The 14,846-nt window shown below is 69.4% G+C and carries 17 protein-coding genes and 1 pseudogene; 8 read left to right on the top strand and 10 right to left on the bottom strand.

All coding sequences use genetic code 11. From position 1 onward, the window contains the following. Window positions 1-119: 119 nt before the first annotated feature. From HMPREF3121_RS07020 to HMPREF3121_RS07000, 5 genes are all read right to left on the bottom strand, one after another. The gene (locus tag HMPREF3121_RS07020; protein WP_141743020.1) at window positions 120-482 is read right to left on the bottom strand and encodes a hypothetical protein; all 363 of its coding nucleotides are present in this window, start codon (window positions 480-482) and stop codon (window positions 120-122) included. An 87-nt stretch (window positions 483-569) separates the two neighbouring features. After that, a complete protein-coding gene (gene arfB / locus HMPREF3121_RS07015) occupies window positions 570-1,013 on the bottom strand; it encodes an alternative ribosome rescue aminoacyl-tRNA hydrolase ArfB (RefSeq protein WP_070521446.1) in 444 nt (147 codons plus the stop codon). A 41-nt stretch (window positions 1,014-1,054) separates the two neighbouring features. Next, entirely contained in the window at window positions 1,055-1,456 is a 402-nt protein-coding gene (locus HMPREF3121_RS07010; protein ID WP_070521444.1) for a hypothetical protein, read from the bottom strand. A gap of 185 nt (window positions 1,457-1,641) precedes the next feature. Beyond that, the gene (locus HMPREF3121_RS07005) at window positions 1,642-2,052 is read right to left on the bottom strand and encodes a DUF3592 domain-containing protein (protein ID WP_141743019.1); all 411 of its coding nucleotides are present in this window, start codon (window positions 2,050-2,052) and stop codon (window positions 1,642-1,644) included. Window positions 2,053-2,101: 49 nt separating this feature from the next. Then, entirely contained in the window at window positions 2,102-2,419 is a 318-nt protein-coding gene (locus HMPREF3121_RS07000) for an amphi-Trp domain-containing protein (RefSeq protein WP_070521434.1), read from the bottom strand. Between the two features lie 135 nt (window positions 2,420-2,554). Here HMPREF3121_RS07000 and HMPREF3121_RS06995 point away from each other — a divergent pair, with 135 nt between their 5' ends. Then, the gene (locus tag HMPREF3121_RS06995) at window positions 2,555-3,898 is read left to right on the top strand and encodes a hemolysin family protein (protein WP_246816096.1); all 1,344 of its coding nucleotides are present in this window, start codon (window positions 2,555-2,557) and stop codon (window positions 3,896-3,898) included. A gap of 17 nt (window positions 3,899-3,915) precedes the next feature. On the opposite strand, the gene HMPREF3121_RS06990 is transcribed toward HMPREF3121_RS06995, so the two are convergent. The 4 genes from HMPREF3121_RS06990 to HMPREF3121_RS06975 all read right to left on the bottom strand — a co-directional run bounded on the left by HMPREF3121_RS06990 (window position 3,916) and on the right by HMPREF3121_RS06975 (window position 7,806). Further along, window positions 3,916-4,635 (bottom strand): response regulator transcription factor, encoded by a 720-nt coding sequence (locus HMPREF3121_RS06990; protein WP_070521430.1) that lies wholly within the window; start codon window positions 4,633-4,635, stop codon window positions 3,916-3,918. Further along, window positions 4,632-5,846 carry a sensor histidine kinase gene (locus HMPREF3121_RS06985; protein WP_070521427.1) on the bottom strand — a complete coding sequence of 405 codons (1,215 nt, stop codon included), beginning with the start codon at window positions 5,844-5,846 and terminating at the stop codon, window positions 4,632-4,634. The genes HMPREF3121_RS06990 and HMPREF3121_RS06985 overlap by 4 nt, the downstream gene beginning before the upstream one ends. Window positions 5,847-6,046: 200 nt before the next feature. After that, the gene (locus HMPREF3121_RS06980) at window positions 6,047-6,823 is read right to left on the bottom strand and encodes an ABC transporter permease (RefSeq protein ID WP_070521424.1); all 777 of its coding nucleotides are present in this window, start codon (window positions 6,821-6,823) and stop codon (window positions 6,047-6,049) included. Then, complete coding sequence (locus HMPREF3121_RS06975) at window positions 6,820-7,806, bottom strand: ABC transporter ATP-binding protein (RefSeq protein ID WP_239251444.1); 987 nt, start codon at window positions 7,804-7,806, stop codon at window positions 6,820-6,822. Before HMPREF3121_RS06975 ends, HMPREF3121_RS06980 begins: the two co-directional genes overlap by 4 nt. A gap of 87 nt (window positions 7,807-7,893) precedes the next feature. Between HMPREF3121_RS06975 and HMPREF3121_RS06970 the strand changes: the two genes are divergently transcribed. The 4 genes from HMPREF3121_RS06970 to HMPREF3121_RS06955 all read left to right on the top strand — a co-directional run bounded on the left by HMPREF3121_RS06970 (window position 7,894) and on the right by HMPREF3121_RS06955 (window position 11,446). Then, the gene (locus HMPREF3121_RS06970) at window positions 7,894-9,330 is read left to right on the top strand and encodes a GuaB1 family IMP dehydrogenase-related protein (RefSeq protein WP_070521422.1); all 1,437 of its coding nucleotides are present in this window, start codon (window positions 7,894-7,896) and stop codon (window positions 9,328-9,330) included. A 19-nt stretch (window positions 9,331-9,349) separates the two neighbouring features. Then, on the top strand, window positions 9,350-10,126 hold the full coding sequence (locus HMPREF3121_RS06965; RefSeq protein ID WP_070521419.1) for a PIG-L deacetylase family protein: 777 nt from the start codon (window positions 9,350-9,352) through the stop codon (window positions 10,124-10,126). A 5-nt stretch (window positions 10,127-10,131) separates the two neighbouring features. Next, a complete protein-coding gene (zupT, locus tag HMPREF3121_RS06960; RefSeq protein ID WP_083291405.1) occupies window positions 10,132-10,929 on the top strand; it encodes a zinc transporter ZupT in 798 nt (265 codons plus the stop codon). Between the two features lie 73 nt (window positions 10,930-11,002). Then, window positions 11,003-11,446: a YchJ family protein gene (locus tag HMPREF3121_RS06955; protein ID WP_168161385.1), complete on the top strand. Its 444-nt coding sequence runs from the start codon at window positions 11,003-11,005 to the stop codon at window positions 11,444-11,446. Window positions 11,447-11,740: 294 nt separating this feature from the next. Here HMPREF3121_RS06955 and HMPREF3121_RS06950 read toward each other — a convergent pair. Then, window positions 11,741-12,661: pseudogene (locus HMPREF3121_RS06950) on the bottom strand (DUF808 domain-containing protein); the annotation flags it as partial. A gap of 112 nt (window positions 12,662-12,773) precedes the next feature. Here HMPREF3121_RS06950 and HMPREF3121_RS06945 point away from each other — a divergent pair. From HMPREF3121_RS06945 to HMPREF3121_RS06935, 3 genes are read left to right on the top strand one after another with little or no spacing between them, the layout of a single operon-like run. Further along, a complete protein-coding gene (locus HMPREF3121_RS06945) occupies window positions 12,774-13,232 on the top strand; it encodes a DUF4442 domain-containing protein (RefSeq protein WP_070521417.1) in 459 nt (152 codons plus the stop codon). A gap of 54 nt (window positions 13,233-13,286) precedes the next feature. After that, entirely contained in the window at window positions 13,287-14,117 is an 831-nt protein-coding gene (locus tag HMPREF3121_RS06940; protein ID WP_338127193.1) for an isochorismatase family protein, read from the top strand. Continuing rightward, window positions 14,114-14,701: a hypothetical protein gene (locus tag HMPREF3121_RS06935; protein ID WP_070521415.1), complete on the top strand. Its 588-nt coding sequence runs from the start codon at window positions 14,114-14,116 to the stop codon at window positions 14,699-14,701. Before HMPREF3121_RS06940 ends, HMPREF3121_RS06935 begins: the two co-directional genes overlap by 4 nt. The last annotated feature ends 145 nt before the right edge of the window (window positions 14,702-14,846 follow it).

The raw sequence follows: 14,846 nt of genomic DNA, 5'->3' as shown, positions 1-14,846 counted from the left end.
CTGCGCTACGTGCTCGAGGCGTGACGCCACCGCCGGGGGTCGCACGCCCCCTGCTGGCGGGGATCGGGCTATCCCCACTTCCAGAGGCAGGGCCGTGTGGCGTCCCGAAACCCGCGGATTCAGGTCCGGTTGACGGCAGTCGGGACGTGCCGGGCGTGAAAGTCCAGCTGCTCGGAAACGTTGCGTTCGAAGGCGTTGCCGACGTAAATGTCGAAGTGCCCGCCGGGCTGCATCCGCACCTCCGCCTTCGATGCCTTGCGCACGTGCCGCAGGGTCGGGCCGGGCGGGGCCAACGTCGCAGGCGGCAACGCGAACATCGAGGCCAGCCCATCGGTGAACGGGCATTGGGCGATCACCGCCGCCACCCGGGGATCGCGCGACGCCGCGCGGATCACGTGTCCGGCGCCGAACGAGGTGCCCCAGAGGACGATTCGGTCCGGGTCAACCCCGTCGCGGGAGCGTCGTCGGGAACGTACAGCCATGCGGCGCACGAATCCGCTCCGGAAGGAAAAGTCACGTCGGTTCTCGGCGTGAACCCAAGTGCATGAAACCCCCGATGGCCCGCCCCCCTAGGAAACGTCCGGCCGCCGCCTCATCGACTTGATCTCCGACCGCCGCTTCTTCGCCGCGAGCCGACGGCGAACCGAACCCCGCGTCGGCTTGGTTTTGCGTCGCGGGGGAGGCGGCGGGGCGAGCGCCTCGCGCAGGATGGCCGCCATGCGTTCGCGGGCCTCCGAGCGATTGCGCACCTGCGACCGCTGCGTCGACGCGACGACGGTGAGCACGGTGCCGTCCAGGCGGCTTTCGAGATTCCGAAGGACGCGGCGGCGCTGGGCGTCGGAAAGCGACGCGCACGCGGCGACGTCGATGGACAGCTGAACCTTGCTGTCCGTCGTGTTGACCCCCTGGCCGCCCGGCCCCGACGACTTCACGAACCGCTCGGTGAGATCCGCGGCGGGGATGACGAGACCATCGGGGATCCCCGGTCCGGGCGCGATGGTCAGGTCGTTCATGCCGACCACCCTACGTCCGGGCTGGCGGCCCCGCGCCTTGCCTACGCGAAGGCGAAGTGGTTCGGGTTGGTCGGGTCGACGGCGATGCTGTGGCGGGTGCCGGGAGCGTACATGTCTGCGGTGTTGCGGGGAACCATGTGGCGTTCGACCGCGATGTAACGATCCCGGCCGGGCACGGTCACCGACACCTCGATCGTCGCCCAATCAACGCCGGCGACCGCGACCTCGCCGGTCGGCGTCACCGACACGATCACGCCGGAGCCGAGGATTCCCTGCTGTTGCAGGCGCCGCAGCTCCTGGCCGTAGGCGTTGCCCGCCGCCTGATCCGCCATGATCCGCGACGGATCCGCCGCCATGTCGCGCATGCTCTGCGCGGCGCCCTCGAAACCCCGGCGGATGTTGTCGCCGGTCATTGCCTGCTTGAACTGGTTGAAAAGTCCCATCGTCGCTCCTTGCGAATCCGTCGTGCCTGGTGGGGGTGACACCGGGTTTCGTTCCCGGCTGACTCAAAGGTATGGGCGGCGCGGGGCCTACCGATCACGGTTTTGCGGCGGCCGGGCACGGTCGGCCAGTTCAGAACATCGCCAGAGCGCCGCCGGAACCTCACCAGACCACCCCCGGGCCACCGCTAGAACATCGCCTCCGCGAGCACGAACACCCCGGCAGTGAGGAACGCGACGCCCGCCGCGCCGAGCAGGGCGTTGAGCACGAACGTCGGGTCGGACTGCCGCGGCACGCGCACGCGGCCCGGCTCGCCGTCGGGGGAGGGCGGGTCGACCATCACTTCGATTGTCCGCCCGACGTTGCCGGCGGCGAAGTTGCTGTGGAACGTGTCGGTCACCGTGCGCGTGGTGCCGTCGCGGTCGGTGACCTGCAGGACCATCGCCCGCAAATCATCGTCGGGGCGGCCCACCGACCCGACGACGAGCGCATCGGTGCGGAACCGCTTCTCCGCGCCGCGGCGGCGCAGCACGAGCCACGCGATGGCGGCGACGATGGCCAGCGTGCCGATCGCGATGAAGATGGACGCAGCGAGCATCCCGATCACCTCCAGGTCGTGACCAGGCTACCGCCGCGTCCCCGGGCACCTACGAAATGGCGAAACCCGCCACCGGGCCCGGCTTGTCCACCGGGTTGCCGTCTTCGTCGACGGTCCAGGTGATCTCCAGTTCCAACTCGCGCTCGATTCCGGCGCGCTTGCGCGAGTCGGTGACCTCCATGGTCGTGCGGAACACCGCCGGCATGTCCATGGTCACCGCCGCGTCGCCCGCGCCGAGCGTCATGTCGCCGGCGCGGATGCGCTCCGCCATGCTTTCCAGCAGGCCGGCGAGTTCTTCGGGGCTGAAGTTGGCCTTGCTCTTGACCAGTTTCGTCTTCTTCCGGGTGGTCTGCTGCGTTTGCTTCACGACGATCCCTTCCTGTCCTCGTTCCCCCTCCTTGTTCGATCACCCCCGTCGATACCCCCATTATTGCATGAAAAGCCACGTCTGACCAGGGCCGATGGTTTGAGTCGTGGGGGTGGGGAGGGGTATTCTCGAGGTGTGGGCATAATCGCGAGTTTCGCCTGGGTCATGGCCTTCATCCTGGTCGGCGGCATCTTCGCCGCCACGGAGATGGCCCTGGTCAGCCTGCGTGAATCACAGATTTCGCAACTGGAGCGGGGACGCGGGGCGGAGAAGAAGGTCGCGGCCCTGGCCCGGGATTCGGGGCGATTCCTGTCGGCCGTGCAAATCGGCGTGACGTTCGCCGGGTTCCTGTCGTCGGCGTTCGGTGCGGCGGCCATCGCCCCGCAGCTCGCCCCGACCCTCGAGACCTGGGGGATGACCCCCACCGTCGCACACGGTGTGTCGCTGGTGGCCATGACGGTGCTCGTGTCCTACCTGAGTCTGGTGTTCGGCGAATTGGTGCCCAAGCGCATCGCCATGCAAAACGCGAGGCGGGTGTCGGTGATCGTCGCCCCGCCGTTGGACATGTTCGCCAAACTCATGACGCCGGTCATCCGGGTCATCGACACGTCGTCAAGCCTGATCCTGCGGGTGCTCGGCTTCGACCCCACCCTGCGGACGGCGGCGATGACGACCGAGGAGATCCGGGAGATCGTCAGCTCGCACCAGGGGTTCGGGCTCGGGGAGCGGGAACTGGTCACCGAGGTTTTCGACGCCGGCGCCTACACGCTGTCGGAGCTCATGCGCCATCGCAGCGAGATGAGGGCGTTGTCGGCCGACTCCACCATCGGCGAGGCGCTCGGCGAGGCCGTCGACGGGCCCTATGCGCGGTACCCGGTCTACCGCGGGACCTTCGACGACATCATCGGTTTCTGCCACGTCCGCGATCTGCTGGAGGCGATCGTCGCAGGCCTCGAAGACGAACCGCTTCCGTCGATTTGCCGGAACATTCCCCACCTGCCCAGCTCGCTGGGATTGCCGGCGGCGCTGCGTCGCATGCGGCAGTCGGGCGAGCACATCGCCATCGTCGTCGACGAGTACGGCGGCACCGACGGCATGGTGACCCTGGAGGACCTCATCGAAGAGCTCGTCGGCGAAATCTGGGACGAGTACGACGACGAGGAACGCCGCACGTCGTTGGGGCTGCATGAAAGCCGGATCCTCGACGGTGCGACGAACCTGCAGGACTTCGCCGCCCGCACCGGTATCCACCTGCCCGAAGGGCCGTACGAGACGGTCGCGGGATGGATGCTCGCACGGCTGGGGCGGATGGGCCGCACCGGGGACGTGGTGCAGATCCCCCACGAGTGCACCGAGGACGTCGCCGACGACGACATCTCCGACGGCGTGTTCTACCGGTTGGAGGCGGCCGTGGTGGAGGGCACTCGGATCGTGTCCGTACGGCTGACGAAAACGGCGGTCGGCGGTTCGGGCGAGTAGCGCCGCGTGCGGCGGGGCTACAACCAGCTGTTGGCCTGCGCGGTGCGATTGGCCTCCATTCGGTTGGCGGTGCCCGTTTTCGCGATGGCCGACGAGAGATGATTGCGCACGGTTCCGGTGGCCAGGTGCAGCCGGGCGGCGATGTCGCGGACCGATGCGCCGTCCCCTGCGGCGTCGAGGACCTCCGCCTCCCGGGCCGTGAGGGGATTGGGGCCGGCGGCCAGGGCCTCGGCGGCCAGCGCCGGGTCGACGGCGCGTCCACCTGCGTGGATGGTGCGGACCGCCTGGGCGAGCGTTTCGGCGGGGGTGTCCTTGACCATGAACCCCGACGCGCCCGCCGCCATCGCCCGCTGCAGGTACCCGGTGCGCCCGAAGGTGGTGACGATGAGGACGCCGCAGTGGCCGTTCGTGCCCGCCCCGGTTTCGGTGCCTGCGCCGGTTTCGTCGGGCGCGGAGCCGCGGGCCCGGCGCCGATTGAGCGCCGTGATGTCGGCCGTGGCGCGGATGCCGTCGTAGGGCATTTCGATGTCGAGGATCGCCACGTCGACGCGATGCTCGGCGACCGCCCGCGCCGCGTCGGCGCCGTCGGACAGTTGGACCACGACCTCCAGATCCGGCTCCATGTCGAGCAGCAGGGCCAGGCCCGCCCGGACGAGTTCCTGGTCGTCGGCGACGAGGAGGCGGATGGGGGCGGTGCCACCGGTGGGGTTGCCCGCGGCGGGATCGGCGGTGGTCATGTGCGCACCTCGAGAATCGTTCCGGGGCGATCGGGGTCTCCGGTGTCGGCGTCGGACAGGACCAGGGTGGCGTTGGCGCGCTCGGCTCGTCGGGACAGCCCGCGCAGGCCCGTGCCGCGGGTGACCGCGTCGCCGTCCATTCCCCCGTCAATGCCGACGCCGTCGTCGGTGATCCGGAGGATAGCGCCGGAGTGCGCTTCGCCGTCGCGGCTCTTCGGAGCGTCCCCGGCCCCCACGCGATCATCGTGTCCGCCGGAGCCGACGATGATCTCGACGCCGCAGTGCGTCGCGCCGGAATGCCTGACCACGTTGGTGATTGCCTCGCGCAGGCACCACGAGAACAGGCGGCGGTCGGCGGGATCGAGGTCGGGGACGTCGTCCCGGTGCGGGATCTCGGGTTCGATGCCGGCCGCGGTCAGCGTGGTCCGGGCGTGGTCGAGCTGTTCGTCGAGGCCCGGCGCGTCGAGGAATTCCACGGTCGACCGGACGTCGCGGAGGGAATCGCGGGCGGTGGCGAGGATGCCGTCGAGTTGGCGTTCGGCGGCCGCCGGATCGGCGGCGACCAATCGTTTGGCCAGCTGGGCCTGCACGGTGATGGAGGTCAGCGAATGACCGAGTGCGTCGTGGACGGTGCGCGCGAGTTCCTCGCGCTGCTCGGCCAGCGCGACGCGCTCGGAGAACTCGCGCTCGATCTCGGAGTGCTCGAACGCCAGCCGGAACATGGTGATGATCCCCGCCGTGAAGATGATCGGGGTGAGGAAACCGAAGGCGAACTGGGGGCCGGCGATCACCGCCACCGCCGCGGATCCGAGGGCTCCCACGAGGAACGCCGCCGGGAGGCCGAGCACGACGCGGTGATTGAACATCCACAACGCCATGACGTAGGGGACCATGCCCGCCACGGTGGGGCCCGCGAACGGGACGACGGCGGTGATCAGGACCGCCAGGATCATCGTCTGCAGCAGCGTGTTCGCGACGAGGGGAATCGACTTCACGGGGCGCGGCCAGGAGAACCACACCAGGTACGTGACGGCGAAGACGGCGATGAGGATGACGCCGATCGTGCGGGAGGCGGGGCCGTTGCCGGGGGAGGTGAGCACCTCGTAGATCGGCCATCCGAGGAAGATCAGCCACACACCGGAGAACAGCAGCGTGAAGCGGCGCTCATTGGCGTCGAGCTCTTCGGGCGGCTGCCATCCGGGACGGGACACGGAAATCCTCCGGGTTCGCGGGCGGTCTTGGGGACGGGGCATTGATGGTGTGGCCGGGGTCGTGGGCCGGGTCGGATGGTCGGGTCGGATGTGCGGGTCGGCCGGGGTCGGTGGTGTTCTCCGACCAGAGTAAGTCGTGTCCGGGACCGGGGCCGGGCGGGAACGTCGCCGGCCTCGGACGCCCGGGTCCGGCGCGACCGTCAGCGCCGGTTGCGGTTGCGTCCGGCGATGACGCAGATGACCAGGAAGATCACCGTCCAGGCGGCGATGTTGGCCACGGCCAGACCCATGGATTCCTGGCCCGGCATGGCACCTTCGGTCGCCGGGGCGATGAGGCCCTCCAACTGCGGCCAGCGCGCCACCGTCGCGGCGCCGTACATCGGCGTCCACTTCGCGATGTCGAGCATGATGCCGTCGAGCGGCATGAACAACGTGCCGAAGAAGGAGAACACCACGAGCATGCCCGACGCCGCGGACACGGCGGCCTCGGACCGGAAGAGCATGGCCACGGCTAGGCCGTAGAGAGCGAACGGCAGGGCGACGACCAAGCTGAGCGCGATGGAGGCGGGCCACATCCACGCTTCGTCGAAGGAAGCCCCGACGGCGGCGCCGAGGGCATGGTTGGTCAGGATCGGCAACATCGCGACGGCCAACGAGACCAGCACCTTCGCGACGTAGTAGCCGCCGGTGCTCAACGACGTCAGGGCCAACTGTCGGCCCCAGCCTGCATCACGTTCAACGGCGGTCATCCCCGCCAGCGTCGTCGTGGCCATGGCGGCGCCGTACACGGACATCGACGTCATGACGAAGGCGGAGATGTTGCCGGACCCCGCGACCAAATCGACGGCGTCGCCGCGCGAGCCGAACATGAGGAACAGGGCGGCGGGCAGGACGATGATGAAGAACGTCGCGTCCCACATCCGCAGCGTCCGACGCAGTTCCTTCCCCGTGTACCGGAGGACGATGTTCGCGCTCATGTCAGGCTCCCATCCCCGGCATCGGCGCCGGTGAGTTCGAAAAACAGCTTCTCGACGGTCCTCGCATGGACTTCGATGTCGCGGATCATCCCCCCGGACAACAAGTGCAGCGCCAGGGCGTCGCCGTCGGGGACGGTGAACGCCACGGAGTCGTCGTCGACGGTGACCGCGTCGGGGTCGAGACCGAGGGCACGCGCCACCTCCACCGGGGACTCCGCGGCGATCCACGTCCCGGTGACCGTCCTGTCTCCGTTGCGGACCAGCTCGTCGAGGCGGCCGTCGACGACGATCGCGCCGTCGCGGATGAGGATCAGCCGGTCGGCGAAGTCGTCGGCTTCCGCCAGGTAATGCGTGGCGAACACGATGGTGCGGCCGCCTGCGGCCTCGGCGTGCATGGTGCGCCAGAATTCGCGTCGGGCAGTGGCATCCATTCCCGCGGTCGGCTCGTCGAGGATGAGCAGCTCCGGGTCCGGCAGCAGCGCGGCGGCGAACCGCAGCCGCTGCACCTGGCCACCGGAGCATGCCCCGACCTTGCGGTCGGCGAAATCCGTGAGGCCCGCGCTCTCGATGACGCCGTCGACGTCGAGGGTGCTCTCATGGCACACGGCGAGCATTCGCAGCGTCTCGGCCACGGTGAGATCCTTGAGCAACCCACCGGACTGGAGCATCGCGCCCACCTCCCCGCGTCGGGCCGACGACGCGGGGGATCCGCCCAGCACCTCGATGGATCCCGCATCGGGCGTCGTAAAGCCGAGGATCATGTCCAACAGCGTGGTCTTGCCCGCCCCGTTCGGTCCGAGCAGGGCGACGACCTCGCCCACCGGGACCGTGAAGGACACGTCGTCGACCGCCGTGACGGGGCCGAATCGTTTCGCCGCGCCCCGGACTTCGAGTGCCAGTCGTGTGTTCATGACCTCATCGTCCGTCTTCGGGGACGCCGCCGGAAGTGCGATGAGGCCGGTTTCGCCCATGACAAATGTCATGGGTGCGCACCGTGGGGTGCCCGGCGGGCTCTGCGACGGTTCCCGGTTGGAACGCCGAATGCGGTGGCTGCGCCTACCCTGGTGGGCATGCGATTCCTCGATGACGCGAAACCCCCGTACGAGCTGACCTACGACGACGTGTTCATGGTTCCGTCGCGCTCGGCCGTCGGGTCGCGCATGTCCGTCGACCTGTCGACCTCCGACGGCACGGGCACCACGATTCCGCTGGTCGTGGCGAACATGACGGCGGTGTCGGGGCGACGCATGGCGGAAACCATCGCCCGTCGCGGCGGCATGGCCATCCTGCCGCAGGACGTGCCGGCCGACATCGCCGCGGAGACCATCCGGACGGTGAAGTCGGCGCACCTCATCTTCGAAACGCCCATCACGATCAAACCGCACCACACCGTCGGGTATGCCCGGAATCTGCTGCCCAAGCGGGCGCATGGGGCGGCGGTCGTCGTCGACGGCGACGTGCCCGTGGGCATGATCACCGAAAAGGATCTGCGGGGGGCCGACAATTTCGCGCAGGTGGGCACGCTCATGAGCGGCAACCTGCTCACCCTGCCTGACGACGTCGCCCCGGAGGAGGCCTTCGACCGGTTGGTCGAGGCCAGCCGGAAGCTCGCGCCCGTCGTCGATTCCGCCGGCAGGCTTGCGGGCATCCTCACCCGGCGCGGTGCACTGCGCGCCACCGTGTACCGTCCCGCCGTCGACGATGAAGGTCGGCTGCGGGTCGGTGCGGCCGTCGGCATCAACGGCGACGTGGAGGGACGGGCCCGCGCTCTGCTCGACGCCGGCGCGGACACCCTGGTCATCGACACCGCACACGGCCACCAGGAAACGATGATCGAGGCGCTGCGCCGCGTGCGGGCGCTGGAACCGGGCGTGCCCGTCGTGGCGGGCAACGTGGTCACCGCCGCCGGCGTGCGCGACCTGGTGGAGGCGGGCGCGGACATCATCAAAGTCGGCGTTGGCCCGGGCGCGATGTGCACCACCCGCATGCAGACCGGCGTCGGACGGCCGCAGTTTTCCGCCGTGCTCGAATGCGCGGCGGCGGCGAAGGAACTCGGCGCCCACGTGTGGGCCGACGGCGGCGTGCGCCATCCCCGCGACGTCGCCCTGGCGCTGGCCGCGGGAGCATCGAACGTCATGGTCGGCTCCTGGTTCGCCGGCACCCACGAATCGCCGGGCGACCTGAAGGTCGACGCGGACGGCCGGTGGTACAAGGACTCCTTCGGCATGGCATCGAACCGGGCGGTGGAAAGCCGCAACGCCCGGATCGGCGCGTTCGAGCGTGCGCGCCGCGCGATGTTCGAGGAAGGCATCTCCTCGGCGCGCATCCGCCTCGAACCGGGACGCGGGGGAGTCGAGGACCTGGTCGACCGCATCGTCTCCGGCGTGCGTTCGTCCTTCACCTACGCCGGCGCCGCCGACATCCCCTCCTTCGCCGAGCGCGCGATCGTCGGCGTGCAGTCCGCGGCGGGCTTCGCCGAAGGTGAGCCCCGCCCCGGAGTCCGCTGAAGCGAATAGGGTCGATGGCATGACCCCGAAAGAGAAGCGGATCCAGACCCTCGACTGCCGCGGGTGGGAGCGGGTGCTGTGCGTCGTCGCCCACCCCGACGACACCGAATACGGCATTTCCGCGGCGGTCAACGCCTGGACGAAGTCGGGCATCGACGTCTCCTACCTGCTGCTGACCTCCGGCGAAGCGGGCATGAAGCGCGCCCCCGAGGTGGTCGGTCCGCTGCGGGCGAAGGAACAGCGCGCGGCGTGCGACGCCGTCGGCGCCGGTGAGCTGGTCATCCTCGATCACCCCGATGGCCACCTGGTCGAAGGTCTGGATCTGCGGCGGGACATCGCGCGCAGGATCCGGCAGTTCCGCCCCGACGCCGTGGTCACGCTGACCTTCGAGTTCGAGGCGCCCCACGGACTCAATCAGGCCGACCACCGTGCGGCCGGCCGTGCGGCCATCGACGCCGCCCGCGACGCCGGCAACCGATGGATCTTCCGCGAGCTGGCGGAGGATGAGGGCTTGGAGCCGTGGGAACCCGACGTGTTCCTCGTCGGCCAGTCGGGCGACCCGACCCATGTCGTGGCCGTCGACGACGAGGACGTCGCCGCCGCCGTCGCCTCCCTGGAGTGCCATCGCGAGTACCTCGCCGATCTGCCGGATCACCCGAAACCGGCCGACTTCATTCCGCCGATGCTGGCGAACGCCGGCGCCCTGGTCGGCGAGCGCAATGGCGTGGCCTTCCGAGTGTACGAGCTCGGGGGAGTGGCCAAGTCGCGCGACGACGATGCGCGAGAAGGCCGCTGACCGCCGTGGAAAACCTGTGGTTCGCCTTCGGCCTGACCATGGCCGCGGGCTTGTCGACCGGCATCGGCGGCCTGATCTCGGTCAGTCGCCGTGACCCCGGCCCCCGGTTCATGGCCGGCACGCTCGGCTTCTCTGCCGGCGTCATGCTCTACGTCTCGATGATGGAGATCCTGCCCAAGGGCGTCGCCGAGCTCGCCGAGGCCTGGGGCACCGTCGGCGGAAACTGGGCGGCGGTGGCGGGTTTCTTCGGCGGCATCGCACTGATCGCCGTCATCGACCGGCTGGTGCCCGAACCGATCAACCCGCACGAACCGGGCACCATCGACGACCCGCAGCTATCGGCCCAACGCCGCCGGATGATGAAGATGGGCACGATGACCGCGCTGGCCATCGCCATCCACAACTTCCCGGAGGGCTTCGCCACGTTCATCTCGGCGTTGGAGGACCCGCAGTTGGCCATTCCCGTGGCGGTGGCCATCGCCATCCACAACATTCCCGAGGGCATCGCCGTGGCCGTGCCGATCCACCAGGCGACGGGGAGTCGTCGCAAAGCCCTGAAATGGTCCTTCCTGTCCGGGCTGGCCGAACCCGCGGGCGCGCTGATCGGCTTCCTGGTGCTCATGCCCTTCCTGGGGCCGGTGACCATGGGCATCGCCTTCGCGATGGTCGCCGGCGTGATGGTCTTCATTTCCCTCGACGAGCTGCTGCCCGCCGCGGAGGCCACGGGCCGCCACCACATGGCCATCTACGGGCTGATCGCGGGCATGGCGGTCATGGCGGTGAGCCTGCTGCTGTTCCTGTGATGCGCTACCGTGACCGGGAGGAATCGGGTCCGGGGGACCGGGGACGGGAGCTGCACGGGATGGGAGTTGCACGATGAGCGGTGGCCCGCTTTTCACGCGGATTCGGCTTGACGACGGCGCGGCGTGCCCATGCGGCGGCGCGGGCGGGGGCGAGACGGCCGGGGTGCCGCGCTACGGGGATTGCTGCGCGCCCCTGCACCGCCGCGAACGCCTGCCGGAGACCGCGGTCGAACTGATGGCCGCGCGCTACAGCGCCTACGCCGCGCACGAGGCCGACTTCATCTGGATGACGTGGCACCCGCGCCGCCGACCGGAGGTCGTCACCTTCGACGACGACGTCGAATGGCTGGGCCTGGAAATCCTCGACGTCGTCGACGGGGCGGAAGGCGACCGCGAGGGAGTGGTGGAGTTCCGCGCCCGCTACCGCGACGCCGAGGGGCCGGGGCAGCTGTGGGAACGGTCGACGTTCATGCTGCGGTCGAAGCGCTGGATGTACGTCGACGGCGAATTCAAGTAGGGCCTACCGGCCCGGCTTCCCCTTCTTCGCCCCGCCGCCGACCTTGTTCGTCCCAACGTCGGTCTTTCTCGTACCGCGGTCGACGAACAGGCCACCCGGCGTGACCGACCCCGCGGAGGCGCGCACGTGCGGCGTACGCGGGATCCGCGGGGAGTGCGCGGTGAGCGCGTCGGCGCCGGAGGCGGTGCGGTCGTCGGCGTGTCCATCGGCCCGGACGTCAACCCGGCCGGCGGCACGGTCGGCGTCATGGCCCGCGCCCTGCCCCTCGTCGTCGTCCGAGCCATGTCCGAAGGGCAGGACATGCACGACGGCGACGAGGATGGCGCCCCAGATCACGCCGAGGATCAACGAGCAGATGGTGTTGACCAACCACGCCAGGAAGCCAGCGGGGACCATCGTCTCCAGGTGATGGACGAGTTCGTACGGGGCGTGCCAGCCCAGCTCGTCGACGCCGACGAGGATGATGTGGCCGCCGACCCACAGCATGGCGAACGTGCCGACGATGCCGATGACGGTCAACACCACCGGCATGGCCTTGACCAGCCCCATGCCGAGCTTGCCGCCCGCGCCATCGTTGTTCTTGGCCATGGCCAGGCCGATGTCGTCCATCTTCACCAGCAGGCCCACCACGCCGTAGACCAACGCCGTGATGGCCAGCGCGACGATGATGAGGATCACCGCGCGGCGCACCAACGTTTCGTCGGCGACCTCGTTGAGGGAGATGACCATGATCTCCGCCGACAGGATCAGGTCGGTGAAGATCGCCGACTTCACCAGCGAATCCTCGTCGGCCGGTTCACGGTCGACGACGGCGGCCTCGCGGGCGGCCTTTTCCTCCTCCGTTTCGTCGGACAGCGCGTGCGAGATCTTCTCCCACACCTTCTCCATGCCCTCGAAGCACAGGTAGGAGCCGCCGAGCATGAGAATCGGCGTGAGCAGCCACGGCAGAAACTGCGACAGCAGCAGCGCGATGGGCAGGATGATGACGATCTTGTTGACCAGCGAACCCTTGGCGATGCGCCAGATCATGGGCAACTCGCGCTTCGGTTCGATGCCGGTGACGTACTGCGGCGTCACAGCCGCATCGTCGATGACCACGCCCGCGGCCTTCGCTCCGGCCTTGCCGGTGGCGGCGGCGATGTCATCGGTCGACGCCGCGGCCGCTCGGGCCAGGGCGGCGATGTCGTCCAACAGCGCCGCGAGGCCGGCGCTCATCGGACGATCACCCGGAGGCCGGTGCCGACGTTGCTCATGCAATGGTTCATGCACCGGATCTTATGCGCCCAATCGGATCCGCGACATCGGCGCCGCCGGTATCGTGCCGGGCATGCGTTTGACTCCCAGGCAACTCAAGCGACTCATGTGGTTGTGGCCGCCGTACCTAGGTGCGGGCGTGCGCGTCGAGGAGGCCGCCGACGACGGCACGCGGATCGTCGTCAAGCACCGCCTGCGCCCGTGGACCGCCAACGCCGTGGGCACGGTCTTCGGCGGCACCATGCAATCGATGACCGACCCGTTCTTCATGATCCTGGCCATGCACCAGCTCGGCCCCGGCTACCGCGTGTGGGACACCGAGGCGTCCATCGAATTCCTCAAACCCGGTCGCGGCACCATCCGCGCCATCATCGAGATGCCCGCCGACGTCATCGACGAAATCCGCGCCGAAACCGCCGACGGCGACAAACACCTGCGCTGGTTCGACTGCGACATCGTCGACGAAGAAGGCGACGTGGTGGCCCGGGTGCGCAAGCGCCTGTACTTCCGCAAGGCCCCGCCGAAGAACTGAACCGGGCCCGAGCAACCGGTGGGCGATCCGGCGGGCATGGCATGATCGGAAACCATGAACGAGCAGGAGAACCAGCCCGGACGCCGCCCCGAGCGGCTCGATCTGCGGCCCGATCCCGCCGGCGATCCGGTGGAACCGTCGAACGCCCCCGGGGCGCCGCAGGCAGACCCGCTGCAGATCCCCGATGACCCGTCGCAGATGACCTCGCGCCGTCCGTCCTTCGCCGAAACCTACCGCGCGGTGCAGACCGCCAACCGCGAGCAGGCGGTCGACGATCCGGAGGAGCGCCCCACCACGGCGTTCGTGGTCGTCGATGCGCAAAACGACTTCTCCGAAGGCGGCTCCCTGGCCGTCGACGGCGCCGTCGAGGCCTACCGCGCCACGTACCTGCACCTGGCCGGCCGCGCCGGAAAGTACTCGGTGCTGGTGACCACCCGCGACAACCACATCGACCCCGGGGCCCACTGGTCGGAGACCCCCGACTACGTCGACACCTGGCCGCGCCACTGCGCCGCCGGCGAGCACGGTTCGCAATTCCACCCGGAGATGATCCGCGCACTCGACTACTTCGCCATGACCAACCCGCACGCCGTGCGCATCGACGTGACCAAGGGCGAATTCGAGGCCGCCTACTCCGGATTCGAAGGCAAGACGGAGGCCGGGGTGGCGCTGGCCGACGCCCTGCGCGCCGCCGACGTGACCCACCTGGAGGTCGTGGGCGTGGCCACCGACCACTGCGTGCGGGCGACCGTCCTCGACGCGCTGCGCGAGGGCTTCGACGTCACGGTGCACGCCAACCAGACCGCCGCAGTCGACGCGGAACGGGGAGCGGCCGCGCTGCGCGAAATGGCCGACGCCGGCGCCGAGATCGTCTCGGCGTCATGACGGTGACCTTCGGCGGCACCATGCGACTCGTGCGAACCGAGCGCGCCGTCCGCACCACTGCTGCGGTCGTGGCGATGGTCGGGCTCGGCGGTGGGCTCGTGGCCTGCGGCGATGAACCGGACGGAGGGGCGGCGTCGGAAAGCACGGCCGCAGTCGACGCCGGCCCCGCACCCCGTCCCGACCTGCCGGGGACCGGGCAACCGGCGGTGGACATGTGCTCCGCGGAAGTCATGGCCCGCATGACCGACGCGGGATACGAGCTGACCACCCACGACGAAGACCGCGGCTGGTGCGACTTCGAGGACCCGGACACCGGGCGCCTGGCGCTGCTGATGAACGACCCGACGCTGCAGTACGACGTCATCGCCGCCGAATCAGAGCCGAAGGCCGCGCGCGAGGCAGTGTCGTCCGACGCTCCCGAATCCGTGTGGATCGTCGAAGACGTCCTGGTCACCGCGTTCTCCCAGTGCTTGGCCGGTGAAAACGCCGACGACGGCATGCAGTACGTGCTGGTGACCGAACACGGCCCGGCCGCCGATTCGTGCGCCGGGGCGGTCGAGGCGTACGCGACCGCGATCGGCTGAGTTCCGGACGACCTGGTCCCGGACGACCTGGTCGCAATCGGTTCGGCGGGGGACCGGCGGATTCACCGTCGCAATGATCGCGTTTTCCCGGTCGCCCACGCGGGCATCACCGAGCGCGAACGGATTTCGTGAGTAAAATCAAGCC

The sequence above is a fragment of the Corynebacterium sp. HMSC11E11 genome (assembly GCF_001807025.1).
Classification (GTDB): Bacteria; Actinomycetota; Actinomycetes; order Mycobacteriales; family Mycobacteriaceae; genus Corynebacterium; species Corynebacterium freneyi.
Note: the sequence above shows the minus strand (reverse complement) of the source record. Positions and strands in the feature narration are given on the sequence as shown.

Bases quoted from the DNA above. Each gene is read 5' to 3' on its own strand.
- HMPREF3121_RS07020 (WP_141743020.1), bottom strand. From the start codon at position 482: ATGGCTGTACGTTCCCGACGACGCTCCCGCGACGGGGTTGACCCGGAC.
- arfB (WP_070521446.1), bottom strand. From the start codon at position 1,013: ATGAACGACCTGACCATCGCGCCCGGACCGGGGATCCCCGATGGTCTC.
- HMPREF3121_RS07010 (WP_070521444.1), bottom strand. From the start codon at position 1,456: ATGGGACTTTTCAACCAGTTCAAGCAGGCAATGACCGGCGACAACATC.
- HMPREF3121_RS07005 (WP_141743019.1), bottom strand. From the start codon at position 2,052: ATGCTCGCTGCGTCCATCTTCATCGCGATCGGCACGCTGGCCATCGTC.
- HMPREF3121_RS06990 (WP_070521430.1), bottom strand. From the start codon at position 4,635: ATGACCACCGCCGATCCCGCCGCGGGCAACCCCACCGGTGGCACCGCC.
- HMPREF3121_RS06980 (WP_070521424.1), bottom strand. From the start codon at position 6,823: ATGAGCGCGAACATCGTCCTCCGGTACACGGGGAAGGAACTGCGTCGG.
- HMPREF3121_RS06975 (WP_239251444.1), bottom strand. From the start codon at position 7,806: ATGACATTTGTCATGGGCGAAACCGGCCTCATCGCACTTCCGGCGGCG.
- HMPREF3121_RS06970 (WP_070521422.1), top strand. From the start codon at position 7,894: ATGCGATTCCTCGATGACGCGAAACCCCCGTACGAGCTGACCTACGAC.
- HMPREF3121_RS06965 (WP_070521419.1), top strand. From the start codon at position 9,350: ATGACCCCGAAAGAGAAGCGGATCCAGACCCTCGACTGCCGCGGGTGG.
- HMPREF3121_RS06955 (WP_168161385.1), top strand. From the start codon at position 11,003: ATGAGCGGTGGCCCGCTTTTCACGCGGATTCGGCTTGACGACGGCGCG.
- HMPREF3121_RS06945 (WP_070521417.1), top strand. From the start codon at position 12,774: ATGCGTTTGACTCCCAGGCAACTCAAGCGACTCATGTGGTTGTGGCCG.
- HMPREF3121_RS06940 (WP_338127193.1), top strand. From the start codon at position 13,287: ATGAACGAGCAGGAGAACCAGCCCGGACGCCGCCCCGAGCGGCTCGAT.
- HMPREF3121_RS06935 (WP_070521415.1), top strand. From the start codon at position 14,114: ATGACGGTGACCTTCGGCGGCACCATGCGACTCGTGCGAACCGAGCGC.